At 71.6% G+C, this 25,579-nt stretch carries 8 protein-coding genes; all 8 read left to right on the top strand.

From position 1 onward, the window contains the following. Positions 1-91: 91 nt before the first annotated feature. The 8 genes from ACFY9E_RS29085 (at position 92) to ACFY9E_RS29050 (ending at position 25,545) form a co-directional block, all read left to right on the top strand. Positions 92-427, top strand: a complete 336-nt coding sequence (locus ACFY9E_RS29085) for a hypothetical protein (protein ID WP_283974234.1) — start codon at positions 92-94, stop codon at positions 425-427. Between the two features lie 88 nt (positions 428-515). Beyond that, a complete protein-coding gene (locus ACFY9E_RS29080; RefSeq protein ID WP_390988897.1) occupies positions 516-824 on the top strand; it encodes a WXG100 family type VII secretion target in 309 nt (102 codons plus the stop codon). A gap of 130 nt (positions 825-954) precedes the next feature. Further along, complete coding sequence (locus tag ACFY9E_RS29075) at positions 955-1,425, top strand: type VII secretion system-associated protein (protein ID WP_390988895.1); 471 nt, start codon at positions 955-957, stop codon at positions 1,423-1,425. Positions 1,426-1,537: 112 nt separating this feature from the next. Further along, entirely contained in the window at positions 1,538-5,176 is a 3,639-nt protein-coding gene (locus ACFY9E_RS29070; protein WP_390988893.1) for an AAWKG family protein, read from the top strand. Positions 5,177-5,338: 162 nt separating this feature from the next. Further along, entirely contained in the window at positions 5,339-5,791 is a 453-nt protein-coding gene (locus ACFY9E_RS29065) for a YbaB/EbfC family nucleoid-associated protein (protein WP_390988892.1), read from the top strand. Between the two features lie 2 nt (positions 5,792-5,793). Continuing rightward, positions 5,794-6,171 carry a hypothetical protein gene (locus ACFY9E_RS29060; protein WP_390988891.1) on the top strand — a complete coding sequence of 126 codons (378 nt, stop codon included), beginning with the start codon at positions 5,794-5,796 and terminating at the stop codon, positions 6,169-6,171. A gap of 84 nt (positions 6,172-6,255) precedes the next feature. Continuing rightward, positions 6,256-23,997: a hypothetical protein gene (locus ACFY9E_RS29055; RefSeq protein WP_390988890.1), complete on the top strand. Its 17,742-nt coding sequence runs from the start codon at positions 6,256-6,258 to the stop codon at positions 23,995-23,997. A 633-nt stretch (positions 23,998-24,630) separates the two neighbouring features. Continuing rightward, entirely contained in the window at positions 24,631-25,545 is a 915-nt protein-coding gene (locus ACFY9E_RS29050; RefSeq protein WP_390988888.1) for a diiron oxygenase, read from the top strand. Positions 25,546-25,579 lie beyond the last annotated feature (34 nt).

The following is a 25,579-nucleotide window of genomic DNA, read 5'->3' as shown; positions in this document are numbered from 1 at the left end:
GACCCCGCTCGCGTTGCGCGGAACGCGGGGTTCTCTTTAGCCTCGGCGAGCCACATGGCGATCAGGCTTGCTCGAACGAAGGGAGCGCGACATGGCGGACAGTGCCGCGAGGAAAGCGGATTACGCCAAGGGCTTGGGGGGCGTCTCGTCCCTGGAGTCGGCCCGGACCCAGGTCGAGAAGATCCAGAACAACGTGGCCGAGCTGGCCTCGCGTTCGGGCGTCGGCGGTGACGAGGGCCAGGCCCTCCTGAAGCTGTTCCGCAGCTGGAACTCCGAGGCGCAGAAGGTCGTCGTCCAGATCAGCAAGATGATCGACGCGCTCCAGGAGAACGTGACCTCCGCCGACCGTCTGGCGAAGGAGAACCAGGACCTGACCGAGGTCCTCAACAGCAAGACCACCCAGGGCGTCTTCCAAGCGCTGCTCTGACTTCCCCACCGGCGTCGGCCCTCCCGGACGAGGCCGGACCCCGTGAGCTTCCCGGGCCGTGGCGCCCGGCCACCCGAGAGGAGACGTCATGGCCGACGGCATCATCGACGTGCAGTACCCCGTGGTTCAGCGGGCCATCGAGGACCTGAAGGACCAGACCCAGCAGATCATCAACACCCTCAACAACCTGGAGGACGAGCTGAAGCCGCTCGTCAGCTCCTGGGAGGGTTCCGACCAGCAGATGTACCTCCAGGTCCAGGCGGAGTGGGACCAGGCCACCAAGAACATGGCCATGCTGCTCGGCGACAGCGGTGAGCTGATCCAGAGCATCCACGACAACCACTCCCGCGACGAGCGCAGGAGCGCCGACAACTGGGGCAACGTCCGGGCCCGTTAGCACCACTGTCCGGGCCCGTCAGCACCGGGCCGGCCACCCACCGGTACGGCCGTCCGCGCCCCGGGCACCGGCCGGCCGTACCGGTGCCGCTCACCACCCCGTCCGGTACCAAGCCCCAGGAGGACGTCCCATGGCCGGTGAGAAGGCCGACGTCAAGCATTTCGACCTCAAGCAGATGGAGAACTTCCGGGACAACGAGGTGCAGCCGGTGTACACCGCCGCCAAGAAGCACCGCGAGGAAGGCGACGGCTCCCACATCCGCCCGCTCGGCCAGCTCATCGACGGGCACACCACCCCGGGCAACCTGGACCAGAACCAGCAGCTCCTGCGCATCGGCAAGATGGTCACCGAACCGCTGGTCTCGGGGCCGAAGCTGATCGAGGACATCCGCGCGGCGGCCGAGTCGATCGACAAGCTGCTCGGTGACCAGATGGAGCTCTTCAAGGAGCTCAAAGAGGCCCTCGGCGACACCATCGACGAGGCCAACAAGACCAAGGACAAGAACCTCGGCGCGATCGACGCGCAGACGCTGCTCATGACCTTCGAAGAGGTCGACTCCCTCACCGCCGGCAGCTCCGGCGGGACGAACGACGACACCTGACATCGCGCCGCGCGTGCCGGCCCGGTCCGGGTACGGCATGCCCGGCTGCACACCGGCATGAGGACGCCGTGCACCGGCACGGATGACAGGCACCGACCAGAAAGGGCGCCCGGTGGCCGATCGGTACGATCCCAACTCCGTTGCGAACCTCGACAAGTTCGACAACGCCAGCGACCCGTCGTCCGACACCTGGGCCACCCTGGTCACCCACATCACCGGCTACCCGGTCCCCGACCGCAGCACGATCTTCGACACCCTGCGCTCCGACCACGGCGGCAAGCTGTTCCGGATGGACATCAAGGACCGCAGCCTCAGCCTGCTCGTCAAGGACTCCGGCTTCCTGACGAACACCGGCGAGGACTACGACATCTGGTTCTTCGACAGGGGCAAGAAGACACAGATCAAGCAGGCCCGGATCGTCTTCGAGGGCCGGGTGAAGGCCGGCGAGGAGATCATCTTCGCGAGCCCCGGCTCCGACAACGTGCGCGACGCCCAGGTCCGTGAGGGCAACGAGTTCACGGACTACAACAAGGACAAGATGAGCACCATCCCCCTCGCCCGTTACATGAACGGGCCGCGGGCGGCGCTCCTCGCCCTGCTCGGCGGCAGCACCCAGGACGCCCGCTTCAGCAACCTGGGCGTGGGCGGCGGCGATGTGGTCGACCTCAACTCCTTCAACACCACCGGCGAGTCCTTCGACTACGCGGCCAAGTTCTTCAAGGACCACGCGGTGGTGCTGAAGGACTGGGAGGACCGCTTCGGCCGGGACGACGCGAGCTGGAAGGGCGAGGCAGCCGAGGTCTTCCGCAGCCTGCTGAAGAAGATCCGCGAGAACTACGACAACTACGTCGAGACCTTCAACTCCACCGCCGGGTCCGGCGGTGAGACCGGCACCGGCAACACGGTCTACTCCCGCGCCCTGTCCCTGGGCCGCAAGTACCTGGAGGACGCCGCCGACACCCTGCTCAAGGCGTGGCTGGACTGGGCCAAGTCGCCCTACTACGACCCGCACCAGGTACTGCGCTACGTCCTGGACGACCTCGCCCAGTGGGTCGACGCGAACAACGTCGCCGAGACCGACATCAAGGTCACGTACTCGCGCTACGGCAGCTCCACCTACCACTCGCCCAAGGCCGGCTTCCTCCAGGAGCACCCGGAGTACGGTGACCTCACCGACATCGCCAACTGGGCGAAGGTCGGTGACAAGGCGGTCAAGATCTGGAGCCAGGGCGTCGACGAGTACCTGGGCAAGCCCGCCGCCCAGGTGCAGTCGAGCCTCAACAACCACTTCCTCGACCTGGGCAAGGACTTCTCGGAGAACCTGCCCGAGCCGAAGTCGACCACCACGGCCGCGGACGACTACGAGAAGCGGAAGCTGGAGGACGAGAAGAAGGAGATCAACCGACAGAACGAGGAGAACCGCAAGTACCAGGACGACCTACGCAAGGAGCAGGAGAAGCAGCGCGAAGAGGACAAGAGATACCAGGAGGAGCTGCGCAAGGAGCAGAACCAGCAACGCGAGGAGGACAAGAAGTACCAGGATGAACTGCGCGCCGAGCAGAAGCGCGAGCAGGAAGAGGCCAAGCGGTACCAGGACGAGCTGCGCAAGGAACAGAACCAGCAACGCGACGAGGACAAGAAGTACGCCGACGAGCTGCGCGAGGAGCAGCGGCGCGAGCAGGAGGAGGCCAAGCGCGAGGCCGAGGAGCAGCGCAAGGCCATGGAGGAGAGCCTGGGCGGTCTCAACGACCCCAACGCGCTCAGGGAACAGAACCTCGGCAATCTCGACGAGCTGCTGAACCAGAACATCCCGGTCACCGAGAGCCTCGGCAACCTGAACGGCACCGGCGGCGGCGATCAGGGTCCGGCGGGTGACGTTCCCCCGGTCACCGCGAACCTGGGCAACCTCAGCGCACTGAACAACGGTCCCGGCGGGACGGACGACGACGCGGCCAACAACGCCGTCACCCAGAGCCTCGGCAGCCTCGGCCAGCTGAACAACGGCCCGGGAGCTGCGCTGCGCACCCCGACCGGCGGCACCACCCAACTCGGCGACGGCAAGCTCACCACCGGTTTCCCGGACGGCAGCAGCACCTCCTTCGACCCGGACACCGGGGTGCTCACCACCACCCACCCGGACGGCTCCGTCACCACCGCCGACCTGGGCAACGGCACCAAGGTGACCAACCCCGACGGCTCGGTCACGTCCCTGGGCGACGACGGCAAGCTGACGACCACCTTCCCCGACGGCACCACCCAGACCGTCGACCCCACCACCGGCCAGGCGACCACCACCGACCCGGACGGCACGACGACCACGACGGATCTGGGCAGCCTCGAGGGCATCAACCGCGGCGACGGGGTGCTCGACACCCCGACCGGAGGCAGCACGCAGCTCACCAGCGGCGGCGAGCTCACCACCGACTTCCCCGAAGGGGGACGCACCTCCTTCGACCCGGACACCGGGGCGCTCACCACCACCCTCCCGGACGGCTCCGTCACCACCACGGACCTGGGCAACGGCGCCACGGTGACCAACCCCGACGGCTCCACGACCACCCTGGGCGACGGCGGCAAGCTGACCACGACCTTCCCCGACGGCACCACCCAGACCGTCGACCCCACCACCGGCCAGGCGACCACCACCCGCCCGGACGGCACGACCACCACCGAGAACCTCGGCAACCTGGGGAACCTCAATGCTCACAACCAGCTCGGCGATCTGGGCGACCTCGGGGACATCAACCCCGACGTGACGACCGAGTCGATCGGCGACCTCGGAGACCTGGGCGGTCTCCACACCGACCAGTCCGGCCTGGAGACGCCGACCGGCGGGCACACCTCGCTCGACGGCGACGGCGACTTCACCACCACGTTCCGGGACGGCAGCGAAAGCGTCTTCGACCCCGACGACGGGATGCTCACCACCACCCGACCGGACGGCTCCACCACGACAACCGACCTCACCCACGGGGCGAAGGTCACCAACCCGGACGGCTCCACCACGGTCCTGGACAACGGCATGCTGACCACGACCTTCCCGGACGGCAGCACCCAGGTCATCGACCCGGACACGGGCATCGCCACGGTCACCGACCCGCAGGGCCGTACGGAGACCGTCGATCTGCACGACCTCAACTCGCCCGCGGAATGGGACCGTTCCGACATCCTCGACGGTCTGGGCGACCTGAACGGGGCCGGCGGGAACAACTCCACGACCTCCCGGGACGTTCCGCTGTCCGAACTGGGACTCGGTGGCGGCAACGGAGCCACCACGAGCACCGCGATACCCGGTGGCGGTCTCTCCCCGGGCGACTCGTTCTCCACGGTTGGCTCCGGCGCCGCGCCGCTCTCGGAGAGCGCGGCCACACCGCTCAGCCCTGCCGCCCCGGCCGGTACCCCGGGCGCCCCCGGCATGCCGGGCAGCCCCGGCATGCCCATGGGCGGCGGCATGGGCGGCATGGGCGCGGGCGGAGAGCGCGGCAACGGCGAGCGGGTACGCGCCGTCCTCGTCGACGCGGCCGAGGAGAGCGAGCGGCGCAACCGCCGGCGGCGCAGCCCGTGGAACCGCCAGGAGGACGACGACACCTTCCTCGCCCCCGCCTCCCGGGTGGCGACCACCGGTGGCGAGTCCCCCGAGGAGGAGGCGCAGCCGGGCCGGAGGCCGACCAGTTCGGCCGACTACCTGGAGGAGGACGCGGACGTGTGGGGCACCGACGAGGGCGGCGCACCGGCCGTCATCGGCCGGTGACCGGCGCGGATCGACGGCGCCGTACGGCCCCCGGCTTTCGCACCGGGACCGCCACCAGGCAAGATCGGCAACGCAGTTGACGGTCCGCAGGGCCGGAACGAGTGACGGGCCGGAGCGCCGGCCGCACGGACAGACAGACCTACGGAGAAGGGAGGGGCGAGCGTGACGGAACCGCTGGAGAAGCGCCTGGAGAAGGCGATGGCCGAGCTCCAGGCCGCCCAGGAGGCGGTGGCACGGACCGAACGCGAGCTGCGGCAGGCGTCGTTCGCGGTGCTCTCCTCCGACCGTGCGGTCAGGGCGACCGTGGGCCCGCAGGGTGAGCTGACCGGGATCGAGTTCCTGGACGGCAAGTACCGTGACATGTCACCGCAGGAGCTGGCCGCCAGCGTCCTGGAAGCGGCCGGCGCGGCACGCGTGAAGATGAACCGGCACGTGATGAAGGCGATGGCCCCCTTCACCGAGCCCAGCAGCAACGTGCCGGAACTGAAGGGCTTCGAGCTCGACTGGGAGCGGATCTTCGGCCCCGAGGTGTTGCGCGACGACGAGGACACGGCACGCGGCGACGAGCAGGCCCCTGCCTGGCGGGACGCGCTCGACGAGGACGGGGAGGACTGACGGTGGGACAGCGGTACTACGTCGACCCGCACCGCATCGAGGCCCTGGCCGGGCAGCTGGAGGAGATCGGCTCCCTCGCCAGGAGCATGACCGAGGAGTTCCTCGACGAGCTGGCGCCCACGGTCCGCTGGCCCGGCACTGAAGGGGAGTTCGCCGACAAGGCCAGGCCACAGGAGCAGAAGGAGCGGCAGACCACCAAGGACACGATGATGTCCATCCGTGACGCCCTGGTGGGCATCACCGACGCCACGCTCAGCCAGGTCCGGATGATGAAGGACACCCGCGACCGCAACATCGAGGGCATCGAGCAGCGCAACAGCCGGATCGAGACCGACGGACTGAACGGCGACGGAGGCCCGGGCGGGCATGGCCGCCGCTGACCCTAGCACCACCGCCTGCCGCTCCCGCACCGCCCCGGGAGCGGCGGCTCCGCGCTGCCCGCACACCCTCGAGGACGGCCCCCGATGAGCCTGCAGGCATCGCCCGAGGTCAACGCGATGATCTTCATCCTCACCGGGGAGGAGCTCATCGACGCGGACGAGGACCTGGCCTACGACAGCCGCAAACCCTATTCCGGCCTGGGCCGCAAACTGGACCGGCTCTCCTCGCTGATCGACAAGTCGATCCACGACATCGCCGAGTCCATGCCGGACGACCTGTCCAAGTCGTACGCCAAGGCGATGGGCATGCTCATCGACGACGACGGCAAGAACTACCTGCGCGAGTTCGCCGAGCAGCTCGACAAGATCGCCGAGGGCCGGCGCAAGACCTCCATGGACATCATGGAGTCCAAGTGGCAGGTCATCGCCGAGGTCATCCGGCTGCTCATCGAGATCGCCATCTATCTGGCGATGTCCTTCTTCACCGGAGGCGCCTCGGCCAGCCAGATCATGATGGCCAAGCTGCGCAGCCGGTTCATGATCCTCACCACGCTCAGCCACCTGCTGCAGCGGCTGCACCTCGCGCCGTCCCTGACGGAGGCGTTCGCGGAGGCGTTCACCACCTTCGCGGTGCGGCTGGCCATGATGAACTTCGCACCCAACGGCCGCCGCCCGGACGGCTTCGACTGGAACGACATCCTCAAGTCCGCCGCGTTCGGCGCGGCAGCGGGCTTCCTCACCAGCGTCTTCGACGACTTCGCCAAGAACATCGTCAAGAGCTACGACAACAACTTCCTCAAGAACGGCCCCGACCTCGATTTCAAGAACCCCCCGAAAATACGCGACAACCCGGATCTCGACCTCAAGACCAACCCCGGCCCCCACGGCGACAACACCCCGAGCGGCCGACCCGATCCGGCCCCCTCCCCGAACGGCCCGACCCCTCCGCGCGACACCCCGACCACCTTCCGGAACGACCCGCTCTCCTTCCGGAACAACACCAACCTGTGGCGCAACAACCAGCTCCTGCGCAACAACGCCGACCGGCCGGGCGCGCTGGCCGGCCACTACGGCCTCAAGGGAACCGCCGACTTCCTCGCTGCCGGCTCCGGCGAAGCCCTCGCGGAGATCCTGATCAAGGGAGCATTCGACGGCGACTGGTCCACGAGCTGGTCGACCTTCGTCGGTGCGGGCATCAGCAGCCAGGTCGAGGCGACCCTCACGGACATCGCGCTGAACAGCGGCGCCGAACTCCGGCACGCCATCGACAAGTTGCGCCTCCAGCCGCCCACAGTTTCGGGCACCGACGCCGGTTCCGGCGACCGCGACTCCGCCGACTCGCCGCGCTCCCGTGACGGCGACGGCGGCGGCGCCGACAGCACCGGTGACCCCTCACGAGGCGGTGCGGGCGTCAACAGGCCCACCCTCGCCTCTCCGCCGCCCGTCACCCGGCAGACCACCGGCTCGGGCGACTTCGCCGGCAGCCCGTCGCCGGCCACCGACTTCACGCAGAGCCCTCCCCCGCCGCCGTACACGACCGTTGACCCCCCGCCCTACTCCCCCGGCCCGCTGCCGGTGACCGCCGCCGAGAACGAACTGTGGCAGCAGGTCCACAACGGCCCGCCGGAGATACGTGAGCAGGCGCTGCGCGACCTCGCCGGTCTGCGTGGCTCCCAGCCGCCCGGCAGCACCGAGATCGGGGTCCGTGACACGCTGCACAGCAACTTGTCGCAGCTGCCCGAGGTGCGGGTGGTGCCCACGGGGAGCGGCCCGGCCGCACAGATCGACGCCGACGTTGTCCGCCGCGCCCTCGACTCCTTCGGCGTGCCGGTCACGGTGGACGCGCCCCTGTCCGGCGACACCTCGCTCTCGACGGATGCCTCCGTCGTCGGCGACCGCACGGAGACGCCTCCGGATCAGGGGGCGGCGGGTCCCGTCACCAACAGTGGCTCCGCCGCGTCCGCCTCCCCTGGAACCAACTCCGGCGGCAGGTCTGGTGGTGTCTCCACGCCAGGGACATCAGCCTCGTCAGCGCCTTCCAGCGCGCCGTCGCAGGGCACCCGTACACCGGACAGTTCACAGTCGACGGCGGACGGCCGGGACGGCATGCCGCAGTGGGGTACGTCGCGGGGAGAGGCCGTACCGGACCTTCCTGTTGGACAGGACAGCAGTGACGCGCCGAGCGTGCGAGACAGCGGCGAGACGGACGGCGGCGCGGGCGAGGCGAAGGCCGGTCCCGTCTCCACGGTGGGCTCCGCGCCGTCCGAGGCGCCCCCGCTGACCATCGTCGTCTCGGAGCTGCCGCCGCCGGTACAGGGCTCTTCCGAAGCCACCGAGCTGCTGGACGGGGCCGGAACCGACCGGGCCGTGGTGCTCGGGCCACCGACCTCGGTGGACGAGGTGGGGCATCCGGTACGCGCGGCCGTCGAGCTGACCCGCGAGGGGCCGGGCCACCCGGTCGAGGTGCGCCCGCTCAGCGGCCTGCCGCCCGCCACGGCGCCGGACGGCACCGCCGGTGCCGGCTTCTCCGGCTCCGACGTGCTGCTGCCGCTGTCCGACGCCTTCGGCCCGCCCGCCCCTGCCGGGCCGGCTCCCCGTCCCGCCACCCAGAGCGGCCCGACCGCCGACGGCACCCGGGCCGCCGGCCCCGCAGCGCCCTCCGACGGCACCCGGACCACGGTCCCTGCCGCCCCGGCGGACGGCACCCGGAGCCCGGCCGCGCCTTCGCCGAGTGAGAAGCCGGTCCGTACCGAGTCGGCGCCCCTGGGCGCGGATGCGTCGTCCGCCAAGGCGCTGTCGGGGGTGACGCCTCCCGCACAGGGCAGCGGGACGGGACCGGACACCACGCTCACCGTGCCCGCTGCGGCCAAGCTCGCCACCCTGTCGCGCCCGTGGACCGAGACCGCCACCGATCTGCACCTGGAGTCGGGCGACGGCGAAGGCTCCGCCGGTCGCGGGGACGGTCCGGGCGGCGGCCGCGGACTCGGCAGCGGGGGCACCCCGCCCCCGCCACCACCTCAGCTCTCACCCCCAGCGAACACTCCGGATACATCGGATACGTCGGATATACCGAACACGCCGGACACGCCGGATGACTCCGCCCAGACTTCTCCGGTGGCGCCTCCGGCGCCAGGGCGGATCATCGTGCGGCCGGCGGGCGACACGGCCGACGCCGACAACGGCGCGGCACGTCCCGGCGGCCGGCCCGTCGTCACCACCCTCGCCGGCCAGACCGTGCCCGTCGCGCAGCTGCGGCGCTGGATGCCCGACACCGCCATGACGCCGCAACCCGGGCGTGCGGTGCGGACGTTGACCATCTCCCAGAGCCCGGCCGAGGACGGTACGGCGCACAGCGAGGGGCGTCGCGCGCTGCTCGGGCAGGACTCGTTCCGGGGCGTGCGCACCGTTTCCACTCCCCCGGCCCAGGACACCGGCGCCACGCCGACCGTCTCCCGTACGGTCTTCACCGGCCCGCCGACCGCGCTGCCCGGCTCCGGTACGCAGGAGGGCGCCGACTACTTCGCCGGGCACGGCACCTCCCGCACCGTCACGCTCGGCACCGACGACGCCGCGCACCCCACCGTGAAGGTGAGCGGGGTGCAGTTCGGCGAGGTGCTCAAGTCCTGGTCGGAGGACGGTGATCCGGACCGGCCGATCGTGCTGTTCTCCTGCGAGACCGGTCGGCAGCCGGAAGTGGCGGGCCTGCCGGTGGCCCAGCACGTGGCGAACCGCACCGGACGGCCGGTGTACGCGCCGACCACCGAGGTCGGCACGGCCCGCGACCGCGACGGCAACGTCCGCGCGGTGCTCACCGAGGGCTCGGACGGGCCGGGTCGCTGGCGGCTGTTCACCCCCGAGCCCGTCGGCGCCGACCTCGACGACCTGGCCCGTGACGCAGGGCTGCACGCGGGCCCGGAACCCGCCGACGCCTTCACCCGCGCGCGCACCCTCCAGCAGATCCGCACCCTGCGCGACGTCTTCGGCCCCGACGCCGAACGGCGACCGGGGGTACGGGAGTTGCTGGCCGGGCTCGCCCTGGTCGACAACCTGCGCTGGCTCAGCCCGGACACCGCGGCACGTTACGGCGACGGCCGCATGACCCCCGGCCTGCTGCGCCGGATGGTCACCCACTGGGCCGACCCCACGGGCGGCACGACCGATCCGGCGACCGATCCCACGCCCGAGCAGTACACGCGTTTCCTGCGTGAGGCCGCCCGGCTGCGCTCCACCACGGGTCCCGACGCCACGCTCGACACCCTGCTGCCACCGCCACCCCCCGCGCTCCCGCCGACCACCATGGTCTCGCCCGAGGACGTACGCGGACTGACCTACGCGCCCTCCGCGCAGATCACCTGGTCGCTCTCCGACACCCCGCTGCCGCTCTCCGAGCTGTCCCTCAGCCCCGAGGACACCGCGGAACTCGCGCGCCGCAGACCCGATCTGGCCCCCGCGCCGAGCCGGCCGGAGAGCCCCGCGGAGGATCTGACCCTCCTCAGCAAGGGTGCTACCACACCCGGTCCCTTGGAGACGGTGCACGCGGACGGACTCGCCTTCGCGCGACTGGACACCCCCGGCGGCGGCAACTGCCTCTTCCGCGCGCTGCTCGACAGCGCGCGCGGTCGGACGATCCCGCCCGCCTGGGCCGCGCGGAACGTCGCGGGTCTGCGTGGACTGCTGCGCGACCGGATCGCGGGCACCGAACTCGGCGCCGCCGCGGCCACGGCGATCCCGGATCCGGTGTTCGCCGTGGTGGACGACCTGCGCGTGCGCGCCCTCGCGGGAGCGCGCGACGCCGACGAGAGCGGCCGGATCACCGATGAGTGGAACCGGATCGCGCAGGCGGTCGTCACCGACGGCGATCCCGGCCGGTGGCGGCAGCTTCTGCGCGACAGCGACTATCCTCAGCTCGCCGACGTGGCACCCACGCCCGCGGAGGCGCGGCGGCTCGGTTCCGGGGCCCTGGTCGCGGCGGCCGCCGAGCGCCCCGGGCTGTGGGCGTCCCCCTTCGCCGACCTGCTCCCGGAGGCGCTGGCCCACACCCTGGACCTGGACCTGCGGCTCGTACGGCCCGACCTGCGGTCGCCGGGTCGTTCACTCGTCACCTCGCTGCACCCCGGGGGCAGCGGCGGCACCCTGCACCTGGCCTACAACGGCACCGATCACTACGACGCCCTGGTCCCGGCCTCGGCCCCGCTCACCCCCGTACCGGACCCGGCGACTCCGCAGGACTCCGTCTCCCCTGTCCTTCCTTCGCAGGATTCCGTCGGGCCCGCCCCCGCCACGCAGAAGCCGAGCACCGACCCGGAGTCCCAGGCCGCCGACCGGGGCGAACCGGTACCGCTGGAGACCCAGCTCGAACGGCACCGCCCGGCACGCCTGCTGACCGGCCAGGACGCTCCACCACCGGATCCGGCGCCGCGCACCGTGACCTTCGAGGACGGCAGCCGCCTGCCCACGGTCCTGATCAGCCCCGACGCCGACCCCGGGGACAGCACCCCGGGCAGCCGGACGGACGGGACCACGGGCAACGTCGCGACCGGGCTCTTCAACGGCCCCGGCGTCACCACACTGCGCTCCCCCGAGCTGGTCACCCGCGAGATCTTCGACAAACTTCCCAAGCACCTGCGCGCCCGGTTCGACGAGGCGGAGCTGCTGCGCCTGCTGACCGATCAGCCCAGTGCCTTCACCGCCCCGCGCGGTGCGCGCTTCGTGGGGCGGGAGAAGTCCGGCGTCGGTCTGGAGATGACGGTCGAAGCCGTCCCGTACCACCGCTGGGAGCGCTTCTCCGACGTCAACGGCGCCACCGTGCGCGTCGACACCATGCGGCGCGGCCAGGCCGGCACGGGCGGAGGGCGCAGCGTCGGATTCGGGCGCCGGATCGCCGGCGCGCTCAGCATGGGTCCCCCGCTCAACTGGCTGCTGAAGATCGGTGTCTCCCTCGGCTGGACCCGCAGGACCGACTACACCCAGGGCACGCAGGCGTACAACCAGTCCGAGTGGCGCGCCCACGAGGGCTCGCACCTGCACCTGGACGACGTGTACTACCGGGTGCGGGTGGACCGCGTCACGGAGGGGCCGAAGCCCCCCTCCGGCCCCGTCGACAGCAACGGCGGGAACACCCGGTCCGCCACGCCGTCCGACGCGCCCGTGTCGCCCGCCTGGCGGCGCACCCAGGTGCACACCGCGGGCTTCGCTCTGCGCGACGGGCTCAGCTGGCGGCTGCCGGACGACCTCACCGTGCCCTTCAAGGGACCCCGGCGCGCTCCCCGGACGCTCGCCTTCCCGGACGGTGCCGAGCCGCGGGTCACCGACATCACCGGCCTGCACCTGACCGACCCGCCGGAGGACCTGGCCCTCGCCATCTCGGGCGCCCGGCCCGGCAGTTCCGCCCACCGCACCGTGGTCTCGTACGTCCGGCCGACGCGGCTGCTCGCGCTGTTCGGACGGATGACCAGCCCCGTCACCGGGCCCGAGCTGACCCGGGGCGGCGGCCGGCACCCGCTGGGGCACCTGATCGTGGAGCGGTCGGTGCCGCACCGGGCCACCCTGGTCGCCGAGTCGGTCAAGGCCGAGTTGCGCGACCTCACCCAGACCACCTACCAGAACGAACGCGGACACGTCCGTGACACTCGCTTCGGCATCCAGGTCACCGCCGGGCCGAATCACACCTTCGTCGGCCCGGAGACGGACGTACGCTTCCAGGGCGGTCCGCTGGTCCGCGCGGACCTCACCAGCGGGCGCGGCCACTACCTCGGTGCGGACGCGGCGCGCAAGACCACCGGCCGCGTCCGCAACCACCCGGTGGCGCTCTACCGGGTGGAGCGCACCCTGATGGTGCGCAAGCCCGGCGAGCCGGCGTCGGCGGCGCGTCCGGTCCGGGTGGTGAGCCTGGACTGGATGTCCACCCAGGACGCCCGCCGCCTCGCGGGCTGGGACAGCCGCACGCCCGGCCAGGCCGGGCCGAACCCGGACGCCGAGCCGCCCGTGCCGTGGTACCTCACCCGCGAAAACCCCGTCCACCTCAGCGGCCAGGTCCGGGCCGAGGGCTTCCGCCCCGACCGCCCGCAGAACGACCGCCTGCTCGACCGGGACCAGCCCCAGGGACAGAACCGGCCCCAGGGACGGAACCAGCCGCGGGGGCAGAACGGGCCACAGGTTCAGCCCCCCGCCCACGCACCTGCGCCGCCGACACCCGCACCCGCACCCGCACCCGCACCCGCACAGGACCCGGCCGGGCAACCGGCACCGCAGGACCCGATGCGTGCCTTCGCCGACACCGTCCTGGACACGCTGCACCGTTCGTACCCGTCGCTGTTCGTCCCGCCGCTGATGCTGCGCCACCCTCGGCTGGCCAAGTTCTGGTACGGCGACGGGCGGATGCGGACCGCGCTGCACAACGACCGTCAGGTGCGGGAGGCGCTCAACCGGCCGAGCCTGGCGCAGAGCCTGGACGACCTGACCACCACCGGGGTCCCGGTCACCCTCACCGAGGACGGCAAGGTACACCGCGGCCACCACACTCTGATCCTCCGGGCGCGTCTGAGCGACCGGCGGTTCGAGACCACCATGAGCGAGCGCTCCCTGCGCAACGCCGTGATCGGCACCGAGATCTCCGGCCAGGGGCAGCAGGCGTCGACCACGCTCTCCGGCGGCGTCGAGCTGGGCGTCTCGCCGCGGGACCACGACAAGGTGCCCGAGGCCGGGCTGCCGCGCCAGACCGGCAACGTCACCGTCGGGGCCCGCTACGCCAAGACCGACCAGAAGGCGACGAGGAACACGGTCGCGGTCACGCACGACCACCTCACGTTCCAGAACGGCGCCGACCTGTACAGCTACCGGGTGGAGCTGGGTGCCACGTTCGAGGGGCACCGCCGCCCGCGGGGCTGGGCCCGGCTCGCCTCGGTCGGCCTGCTCGGTGCGGGTGTCTTCGTCAGCAAGGTCGAGGAGCGGCCCCTGTTCACCCAGGGCGCCGAAACCGTGGGCCGGGTGGAGCTGGCCGTGCCCGCCGCGCACGGCTCCGAACGCCACGCCCCCGCGGACCCGCCGACCGGCCGGCCGGCCGCGACTCCCGCGACCACCTCGCAGCGGCTCTCCTCCACCGAGGCCGAGCAACTCCTCGACGGCATCCGCCCGGTGCACCAGGCGGACTCGGCCGACCGGCGGCTCACCCAGCGGCTGCTGAGGGCACCGCACGCGGTGCTCAGCGCCGAGGGCGGCCTGCAGCGCCAGCAGCTCGCGCAGGACACCGCCGACCGGGCGACCGGCTCGTCCTGGCACGTCGGCGCACCCGGCGCACCGGCCCGTACCGCCCTGCGCCGGGCGATGGCGAACCTCAGTGTGGCCGGCCAACTGGGGCAGTACCTGGGCCCGTTCGGCTCGCGTATCGCGGGACTGTCCGGCGTCGGACCGCTCCAGACGCACTACCTCAAGGCCGCGATCCGCGGCGAGCTGTACAACCTGCGCGTCAAGAGCGACCCGAAGCCGGCCAGCCTGGAAGCCACCATCGGCAACGAGCACCGCGTCCTCGGCAGCGCGAGCACCGTCTCGCACGCCACCCTCGGTCTCCAGGGAGCCGACATGCCGCTGCAGCAGGCCCCTGGCGGGCCTGCGGTGGTCGGCACCTACTCGACCGCCCTGCAGTACGCCTGGGGCCGGGGCCGCAGCATCGCCCAGACCCTCACGCGGGGCCGCAACACCACCCTCACCTTCGCCGGGCGCATGTACCTGGTGGTCGCCGACGCCGCCGAGACCATCGCGGTGCGGGACCGCTGGACGGCCGCGATGGGCATGGCGGGCACCCGTGCCGGGTCCCGGATCAGCTCCGCGGCCGGGCGCCTCTCGGAGCACCTCGGCCGCCGCCTGGCCCCCCGCCGGGCCGCCGCCGCGCTCCAGCGCATCCGCGACGCGGTGATGTTCCACCTGCCGATGCAGGACGCCATCGAGGCCGGGCTCGCCCCGGACGGCCTGGGCACCACCACTCCGCACAACCTCGGCGGCGGCTACCGGGTGCCCGGCTTCCTGCGCGGCCGGCGCTTCCCCACCCACCCCAGCGGCCAGCTCGACGCGAGCCGTGCCGCGAGCCAACTCATGGGACAGCTGGAGAAGATCGGCGTGCCCTCGCACGACCGCGAGCAGGTCCTGCAACGGCTCTCACCGGATTTCCTCCGCGCCCACCTGCACGAGCTGACCACCGACGGGATGACCCTGCCGGTCCGCCACCGCACCTGGACGAGCCCGCACCACCTGCCGATCGGCGGCAGCCCGGGGCAGCTCCACTTCAGACTGACCCCGGTCACCACCACCGTGGAGAAGCTGCGCACCGGCTTCGAGCTGGAGGACTACCGCACCATCGCCCGCGACGACGCCGTCACCACCTCCCAGGACCGCGGCGCCGACGTGACGCTCGGTGTCGCCCAGCGCGCCGCGGACAGCGGCGGCGTCCTCGCCGCCAACCCGTCGCTCCAAGGCACAGCCGCCAAGCAGCGGTCGAGCGCCCGGACCGAGACGACCGGCAGCACCGCGATGCCGAACATCGCCACCACCCAGGCGCACGCCGAGATCGTCACCAGCTATGTGCTGACCGTCTCCATGACCGACGCTACCGGCGCGCCCCTCGCCCCCCGGGCCGGCACCTCGGTCGGCACCCTGAACGAGATGCTGCCGGCCGCTCTGCTCACCCCGGAGGGAGACGGCTCGGCCAGCGCGCTCACCGAGCAGGACGTGCCCGAACCGGAGCGCGCGGTGAAGCTGCTCACCGCCGAGCAGGCCCGATCCGAGAGCATCGCCGCCTGGCGCACCTCCACAGACGGCACCGACAGCACCGACGGCCCGGGCACCACCAGCCCGAAGACCACCGTCGCGGGCACCACCGCCGCGAGCGCGACCGACTCCGACGTCCTTCCCTTCGACGACCGCATCGGCTCCGGGATCCTCGCCGTGGACATCCTCGGCGCGGCCAACGTGCGGGACGCCCTCACTCTCGCCACCGCCCGCGCGGACGGTTTCGGCGACAGCGACCTCGGCCGCCGGTACACCGGCGCGAGCCTCGCCGAACGGGTGCGCATGGCCCGTCTGACCCCGCTCACCGCTCTCGGCACGGCCCCCGCCCAGGCCCAGGCGGAGGCCACGTCCCAGGGCGGTCTGACCGCCGGCTTCCGCGAGGCGCTGGGCCCGAACGGCTCGCCGCTGCCGACCCAGTCCTCCACCCGCCTCTTCGGCCAGTCCCACACCGCCGACTCCCGTCTCTACGCGAAGATGCACCGCGGCGGCGCCCGGCTGCTCGCCGTGGAGCACAAGCCCCGTATGGAGGCGATGCAGCGCCGCAAGACCTCCGACGCGCTGGAGTCCGGCATCACCGACAACGTCGAGGGCGCGGTGGGGACCTCCCCGCTGGCGGGCACCAGCAACGCGGGCGTGATCAACCCCGGCGTCACGGTCCCGATCGGCGGCGCGAACGAGACGACGGCCCTCAAGGGCTCCGTGGACACCACGCTCGGCACCCACGTCAAGGTCGTCACCGACCGCAGCATGCTCTTCGCGCTGCCGGTGAGCTGGTTGTCGGTCGCCGAGGCACACCACCAGATCACCGACAGCCGCCCGCTGCACGCCCTCGGCAAGGCCAGGCGCGGACCGCGCGCCGCGGAGGCCCGGACGACGGCCCTGGTCTGGCTGCGCGAGGACATCGCCCGCGACTACGGCCTCCTCGACGACACCTCCTTCCCGGACGAGGTCGGTTCCGCCTGGGACGACCTGGCGAAGGCGACCACCGACCTGGCCACGGCCGAGCAGCGCTACTACGACGCCCGCGCACGGGCCCGCGACACCTGGCTCGACCTGACTCCGCAGGAGCGGACCGCGTTGGACGACGCCACCGCCGAGACCGCCGGGGCGGGCTCCGTGACCCGCTCGCCGGCCGTCGACGCCTGGCAGGCGGCCCGAGCGGAGGTCCGCCTCTGGGAGCAGCGCACCGATGCCGCCGCCGCGGACCACCACCGTCTGCACCTGGCCGCCACCCGCCTGACCGCCCACCACCGGAACCCGTCCGCCGTCACGGCGCCGCAGGAGCCACAGGGATACATCGAACCGGCGTGGCGTTCCGAGGCTCCCGAGCCGTACGCCATCACCGACGCCGCCGGTTCCGGCCCGCGCACCCTCACCTCGCCGGACGGCGCCACGGTGCGCGAGGTGCACGACATGCCGCACGACGGCGCCTCGTTCTTCCACGCGCTGCTCGCCGTCGCCCAGGACCGGGGCCGGCTGCCCCACCTGCTCGGCACCGACCTCGCCGACCGGTTCACCGCCGCCCCCGGCGACCCCGAGGTCACCGCCGAGGCCATCGGCGCCGCACGCGACCGCCTCGCCTGGGAACTGGGCGAGGACGGCAACGAGGACCTGCTCGACTCGCTCGCCCTGGACCCGGCCGACACCTTCACCCAGGACGAACTCGACGCAGCCGGGGTCGAGTTCACTCCGGCTCAGCAGGCCGAGTTCGACGCCTTCGGGCGCCTCCCGCAGACCTTCTGGCCCACGCCCGACCAGCGGGTGGCCCTGGCCGTCACCGCCCTGTCGCGTCCGTTCGCGAGCGAGCCGCGCCCGGACGCGGACGGGTACCCGGACGGCGGACAGACCCCGCCGGAACGTCGCGCCGGTGACCACGGCGGCGCCGATCTGCTGCCCGCCCTCGCCGCCCGGGTCCTGGGCACGCCGCTCACCGTGGTCACCGGCGAGGGCCGCAGCCAGCTCTTCCTTCCGCACGGTGCCGACCCGGCCGGTGTGCGGCCGGCCACCGACCCGGTCCTCTTCGCCGCCGAGGGCTTCTTCCACGCCGCGCTCCCGCCCGGCACCCCGCCCCCGGTCGCCACCGCGCTGCCGGCTCCCGCCGACTCCACCGTGTCCACGGACGCTTCGGGCACGCCTACGACGGCCACAAACCCCACCCGCAGCACGCCCGAACAGCGACTCCCCCACCGCAGCCACTCCACCCCGCCCTGGATGCCGCCTGCCGAGAGCTCCGGCCCGCGCTACCGCCTCGACCGGGACGGCGTCCTCACCGCACCCGACGGCGCCACCTACACCCAGGGCACGCCCACCGGCCGCGGCAACGGTTTCTTCGGGGCTCTGTCCACGGCCCTGCGTCAGGCGGCCGCGCGGCCCGGGCTGCCCTCCCGCGAGGCGGCACGCCTGCGCACCCGCGCCGGGGCGACGCCCTCCCAGCTGATGCGCTTGAACGGCCTCCCCGGCGAAGCGGCCGAGCGCGACGCGCTGTTCACGCCCCCGCCCCTGCGGCTCCGCCCGGGCGCGCCCGCGCCGAGCCCGGAGGCCCTCGAAGGGCACTTGCGCCGTCACCTCTCCGTGGCCCCGTGGGGTCCGGAGGCCGACCGTGCGGTGGCCGAGTGGGCCGCCGCCGCGACCGGCACGGCCGTCACCCTGATCGAGGAGAACGGCACCGCCCACACCTACGCCGGTCCCGCCACGGACAGCCCTCACCTGCGCCTGCGACGCCGCGGCGGTGACTTCGTCCCGCTCCTGTCCCTCACCCCGGCACCCGAGCCGACTTGGGAACAGGGGGCACCTCCCCCGGAGGCGACCGGCCTCTCTCCCCTGCCGGAACAGGACCCGGCGGCGATCCCGCTGCCCCCCTCGCCCGTACCCACGACGGGGAGCGACGTCGCGCACGCACGGGACGAGGAGGAGGCGTACGAGCTGAGCACGCTGTCCGGCACCGGCACGGACACGCCGTCCACCTCCTCGGAGCCGGCCCTGCGTCCCTTCAAGCTGGGCAGCTTCGAGTTCACCAACCTCAATCAGACGGACCGGTACCTCGACAAGGCCGTCCGCATCATCGAACTGCTCGACGAACACGCCACGATCAAGAACTACATCGGCGACCGCACCGTGCGGATCACCCTGCACCTGCGCACGACCGAAACCCCCGCGGACGTCATCGACCGGGGCGACGACGGCGTCGACATCAACCTCGCCAGCTACTACTTCGAGAAATACGACACCGGCTACATCATGGGCATGCTCGCCCACGAAATCGGCCTGCACCCCCTCGCCTCCCGCAACCCGGAGATCGCGGAACAGGAAGAGGCCTACCAGGGCATGCCCTTGACCGTGCCGGGCCTGACCGACCTCGATCCCCCACGCACCATGAGCACCGACCGGGCGGGCCAGGCCGACCACGTCATGGCCGCCTATCCCCCCACCATCCGGCACCGCCTCTACCGCGACATCGTCATCGAGATGGCCCAGGTGCTCGCGCAGCGCGCACGGGTGGGCGTGCCCGGGGCCAAGTCCCAGGACGTCACCGACCTGTTCGACACCTATCTGATGGACCTCGCCTCGATCGCGGTCACCGGCGACTACCGGCTGAACGCGGTGAAGGAGCCGAACTACACGGCGCGGGTCTACAACGCCTACAAGGAGGAGCTGCGCGCCCAGCTGGGGGACAACACCGCGCTTCGGGATCTCCTGCCGTCGAACAAGACCCTGTTCGGTGTCGCGCGGAACTTCACCCAGCTCGCGACGAGCATCGCGACCAACAACCGCGGGGACAGCATCCAGCGGCCCCTCGGGACGGGCGAGGCACGCCCCCGGCTCCCCGGGAGCGGCGGCGGTACGGCGCCGCGGCACCCAGCGCCCTCCGCACCGCCGTCGCGGGGGTCTCGCGACCACCGTCCCCGGTTCGTCGTCCGCTCGGGCTTCGACGCACGGCGCTTCACGCACGACGGTGAGCCGGTCACCGACCTCACTGTGCGCGTCGCGCTGCGCGGTACGGACGAGCAGGCCACCCGCGTCTTCGAGCAACTCCACAGCGGAGTCGAGGAGTTCTTGAACGACCCCGCCTACCGGCTGCCCAACGGCGACCGGCTGCACGTGACGGTCGAGCACGTCGACTCCACCGGCCCGGACGCCGACACCCCGCACCTGACCGTGGACCTGGCCGACCGGGACCGGGCGATGGATCAGGTCACCTGGTGGACCGACGCCGCGCCGGTCCAGCTGGTGCACGAGCTCACCCACCAGCTCGGTCTGCGCGACGAGTACCGCGACACCGACACCCCGCACCGCCCCCATGTCCTCGGCAGCCTGCTGGGCAGTCTCGACGAGGCTCCCGAGGACGCCTCCCTCGCTCCCGCCGGTCTGCGCGACCGGCACCTGGCCCTGCTCGGAGCGCTCATCGGCGAGGTGCCCGCGGCGCCCCGGCCGGATGGCGAGGTGTCGGACCGGAGCTGGGCGGCGGCACGGAGCGCCGCCGCACGTGAACCCCGCGAGTCCTTGTGGGTCGACCCGGTGTCGCTGCCCCGGGCTGCCGGCGACACCACGAGCGCCGATGTCCCCGCCCACATGCCGCAGGACACGGACACGCCGTCCACCTCCTCGGAGCCGGCCCCGCGTCCCTTCAAGCTGGGCAGCTTCGAGTTCACCAACCTCAATCAGACGGACCGGTACCTCGACAAGGCCGTCCGCATCATCGAACTGCTCGACGAGCACGCCACGATCAAGAACTACATCGGCGACCGCACCGTGCGGATCACCCTGCACCTGCGCACGACCGAAACCCCTGCGGACGTCATCGACCGGGGCGACGACGGCGTCGACATCAACCTCGCCAGCTACTACTTCGAGAAGTACGACACCGGCTACATCATGGGCATGCTCGCCCACGAAATCGGCCTGCACCCCCTCGCCTCCCGCAACACCAGGATCCCCGAAGAGGAAGAGCTGTACCGGGGCATGCCCCTGCTGGTCCCCGGCCTGGAAACCCTCAAGACCCCGCGCTTCATGAACACCGAAGGCGCCGGCCAGGAAGACCACATCATGGCCGCCTTCCCCCACACCATCCGCCACGGCATCTACCGCGACATCGTCCTGGAGATGGCGCAGGTGCTGGAACAGCGCGCCCGAGTGGGCGTGCCCGGCGCCAAGGCCAAGGACGTCACCGACCTGATCGACACCTACCTGATGGACCTGGCCTCCATCGCGGTGACGAACGATCACCGGGCGAAGGCGATCCTGGACCCCGGCTACACGGCGAGGGTCTACAACGCCTACAAGGCACAGTTCGCCGAACGCCTCGCCGGGGACAGCCCCGTCCGCCCGCTGCTGCCCGCCGACAAGGGCAGGTTCGGGGTGCTGGGAGACTTCGCCCAACTCGCCACCAGTGTCGGCACCAACAACCGGGGCGACAGCATCCAGCAGCCCGCCGCCACGGCACCGACGGCCACGACCACCGCCGAGGCCCGTCCTCGACTGCCCCGGGCAGGCACCGGCGTCCCGCCCCGCATGCCGCAGGACCCGAACTCTGCGCCCGCGGGGCCGGATCCGGTCCTCGCCCCCTTCACGTCGGGGAACTTCGAGTTCACCAACCTCAAGCACACGCACGAGAAGTACCGCGACAAGGCGATCCGCATCATCGAGTTGCTCCGCAAGCACGACACGATCCGCGCGTACGTCGGCGACCGCACCGTGCGGATCACCCTCCACCTGCGCACGACCGAAACCCCCGCGGACGTCATCGACCGGGGCGACAACGGTATCGACATCAACCTCGCCAGCTACTACTTCGAGAAGTACGACACCGGCTACATCATGGGCATGCTCGCCCACGAAATCGGCCTGCACCCCCTCGCCTCCCGCAACACCAGGATCCCCGAGGAAGAAGAGCTGTACCGGGGCATGCCCCTGCTGGTCCCCGGCCTGGAAACCCTCAAGACCCCGCGCTTCATGAACACCGAAGGCGCCGGCCAGGAAGACCACATCATGGCCGCCTTCCCCCACACCATCCGCCACCGCATCTACCGCGACATCGTCCTGGAGATGGCCGGTGTGCTGGAGGAGGACGCGCGCACGGGTGAGGAAGGCGCCGAGGCCAAGGACGTCACGGACCTGATCGACACCTACCTGATGGACCTGGCCACGATCGCGGTCACCAACGACCGGCGCAAGGGCGCGGCCTGGGAACCCCGTTACACGGCGAAGGTCTACAACGCGTACAAGGAGCAGTTCGCCGCGCGACTGGCTGACGACAGCCCGGTGCGTCGACTGCTGCCGCCGGACAAGAGCTGGTTCAACGTCACCAACAACTTCCTCGGCCTCGGCGCCAGCTTCGCCTTCAACAACCAGGGCGACAGCATCCAGGCCCCCGCGCCGGGGCCGAGCGGCCGCCCCACGGACGAGTCCCGGCCCCGGCTCTCCGGCATCGACGGCGCCCCGGCGCCGTCGCACCCCTCCCCCGGCGCTCCACGGCCGCGAGGGAACCGCGACCACCGCCCCCGCTTCGTCGTCCGCTCGGGCTTCGACGCACGGCGCTTCACCTACGACGGCGAGCCCGTCACCGACCTCACCGTCCGCGTCGCCCTGCGCGGCCCGCACGATGAGACGTCCCGTGTCTTCCACCGGCTCCAGGCGGGCGTGAACGAGTTCCTCAACGCTCCCGGTCACCTGCTCCCCGGCGGCGACCGGCTGCACGTCACCGTCGAACACGTCGACCCCACCGGCCCGGACGCCGAACCCCCGCACCTGACCGTGGACCTGACCGGACGCGACCGGACCATGGACCAGAACACCTGGTGGACCGACGCCACCCCCGTCCAACTGGTGCACGAACTCACCCACCAGCTCGGCCTGCGCGACGAATACCGCGACGCCGACGCCCCACACCGCCCTCACATCCCCGGCAGCCTCCTCGGCGCCCTCGACGAAGCCCCCGAGGACCCCTCCCTCGCTCCCGCCGGCCTCCGCGACCGGCACCTGGCTCTGCTGGAGGCACTGATCGGGGAAGTGCCACCGCAGCCTCGGCCTGGTGACGAGGACACCGATCGGACCTGGGAGGAGATTCGCACCGGCGCCACTCCGGTCCCGCGCAGCTCCGTCTGGGTGGACCCCGTCTCCCTGCCCGGAGCCGGCGACGGCACCGACGGCACGACGATCACCGAAGTCCCCGCCCACATGCCGCGAAGCTCGGACCCGGCGTCCACCGCTCCGGAGCCGACCCCGACCCCCTTCCGGTCGGGGAACTTCGAGTTCACCAACCTCAGGCACACGAACGAGAGGTACCGCGACAAGGCGGTCCGGATCATCGAACTACTCGCGGATCACCCGACGATCCGGGACTACGTCGGCGACCGCACCGTCCGGATCACCCTGCACCTGCGCACGACCGAGACCCCTGCGGACGTCATCGACCGCGGCGACGACGGCATCGACATCAACCTCGCCAGCTACTACTTCGAGAAGTACGACATCGGCTACATCATGGGCATGCTCGCCCACGAGATAGGCCTGCACCCCCTCGCCTCCCGCAACGCGGGGATCCCCGACGAGGAGTCCATGTTCCAGGACATTCCGCTGCCGGTGCCGGGCCTGGCGGATCTGGCCGTCCCGCGCACCATGAGCACGCAGGGCGCCGGGCAGGCCGACCACATCATGGCGGCCTTCCCCAGCAGCACGAGGCACCGTATCTACCGCGAGATCGTGGTGGAGACGGCCGAGATACTCGCCCGGCAGGCGCAGGCCAGGGAAGAGGGCGCGAAGGCCACGGACGTCACCGACCTGTTCGACTGCTACCTCATGGACCTCGCCTCCATCGCGATCACCAACGACTACCGGATGAACGCGGCCAAGGAACCCAGCTACACGGCGAAGGTGTACAACGCCTACAAGGACCTGCTGCGCGCCCGGCTGGGGGACAACACCGCGCTTCGAGACCTCCTGCCGACGAACAAGAGCCTCTTCGGCGTGATCAACGACTTCCGCCGCATCGGCACGCACATCGCGATCAGCAACCGCGGCGACAGCATCCAGGCGGCCGACGCCACCTGAAGGTGGTCACCCGATGGCCGGTGCGCCGGCGCCCGGCGTCGCCAGTGCCTGCCAGTGGCCTGCATGCGGTCGCACAACCGGAACGGTCGGCGCCGGGAAAGCGGCGAGCCGTTCCCCCGTGGCCCTCGCCCCGGCCGCCGTCCGCAGGCCGGACCCAGGCAAGGGCTGCCACCTCGTTGGACCAGATGGCGGCCATCTCCCGTCCGGAGCGCGTAGCGTGCAGGGCCGCCGGGCCGTGGGCCCCTGCCCCCACGGGAAGTCCAACTCCCTCCCGCGGTTCTCGCTCGGCGCGGCCGGCGCTGTCCGGCAACAGCCAGTCCATGGCCCTCCGGCCAGTTCTGTGTGACCGCCCGGCCCGGGCCCGGCGTCGTCGCGGTCGGCGCCGTACACACGAGCCCCGATGATCTCCGCCCAGCCCCTGCAGGCCCTTATGGCACCCGCCACCGACGACGCCGCATCGCCGGCGATCCCGCGAACTCCTACTTACTGAGGGGTAGGCCCAGCCCGCTCCCTTGTTATACATTCCGTTAACAAGGGAGGAGCCCTCCGGCTCAGGGACGCTGCCGGAGCTTCCTCGACCGCATGCGCCGCAGACGGAGACGGTCCGTCACTCGAGACTGAGGAGTGGGGAGCATGGCAAGCAGCACCGCCCGGCCGCGAGTCGAGCGCGACTCTCACGCCGGTGAAGTCGCCGGCCGACTGCTCGAATCGGCCGCGACACTCTCCTACGACCCCATGACGGAGGTGGACTGGGAGACGCCGCTGGACAAGGACTTCCACGGCGCCAGCCCGGAATGGAGCACCCTGTACGGGACCGTGTACTGGAACGAGCTCTCCGAAGAGCAGCGCAAGGAGCTGACTCGGCAGGAAGCCGCCTCCGTGGCCAGCACCGGCATCTGGTTCGAGATGATCCTCCAGCAGCTGATCCTCCGGGACGTGTACGCCAAGGACCCGACCGACGAGTCGGTCCAGTGGGCCCTCACCGAGATCGCGGACGAGTGCCGGCACTCGATCATGTTCGCCCGCGGCGCCAAGAAGCTCCAGGCGCCCGCCTACCGGCCGGGCCGCATGGCGATCGAACTGGGCAGGGCCTTCAAGACCTTGGCGTTCGGCGAGGCCGCTTACGCGGCGATCCTCGTCGCCGAGGAGGTCCTCGACGTCATGCAGCGCGACTGGATGCGGGACGAGCGGGTCGTGCCGTTCGTCAGGACCATCAACAACATCCATGTGGTCGAGGAGTCTCGCCACATGAAGTTCGCCCGTGAGGAGACGCGACGGCACCTGGCGAAGGCGGGGCCGGTCCGCCGGCACATCCACGCGTTCGTCATCGCCGTGGCGGCCTACGTCATCGTGACGAGCATGGTGAACAAGTCCGTGTACGCCAACGCCGGGCTGGACGCCGAACGGGCGATCACCGAGGCACGCGCCAACGAACACCACAAGGCGATGATGCGCTCCAGCTGCGCCGGCCTGATGGAGTTCCTGGCCTCGGCCGGGCTGCTGACCAAACCGGCCCTGGCGTTCTACCAGCGTGCCCACCTGATCTGACCGACCCACCGGCAACGCTGCCGAGCAGAGCGGA

Origin of the sequence: Streptomyces sp. NPDC012466, assembly GCF_042955215.1 — a bacterium.
In the GTDB taxonomy this organism is placed as follows: Bacteria; Actinomycetota; Actinomycetes; order Streptomycetales; family Streptomycetaceae; genus Streptomyces.
Note: the sequence above shows the minus strand (reverse complement) of the source record. Positions and strands in the feature narration are given on the sequence as shown.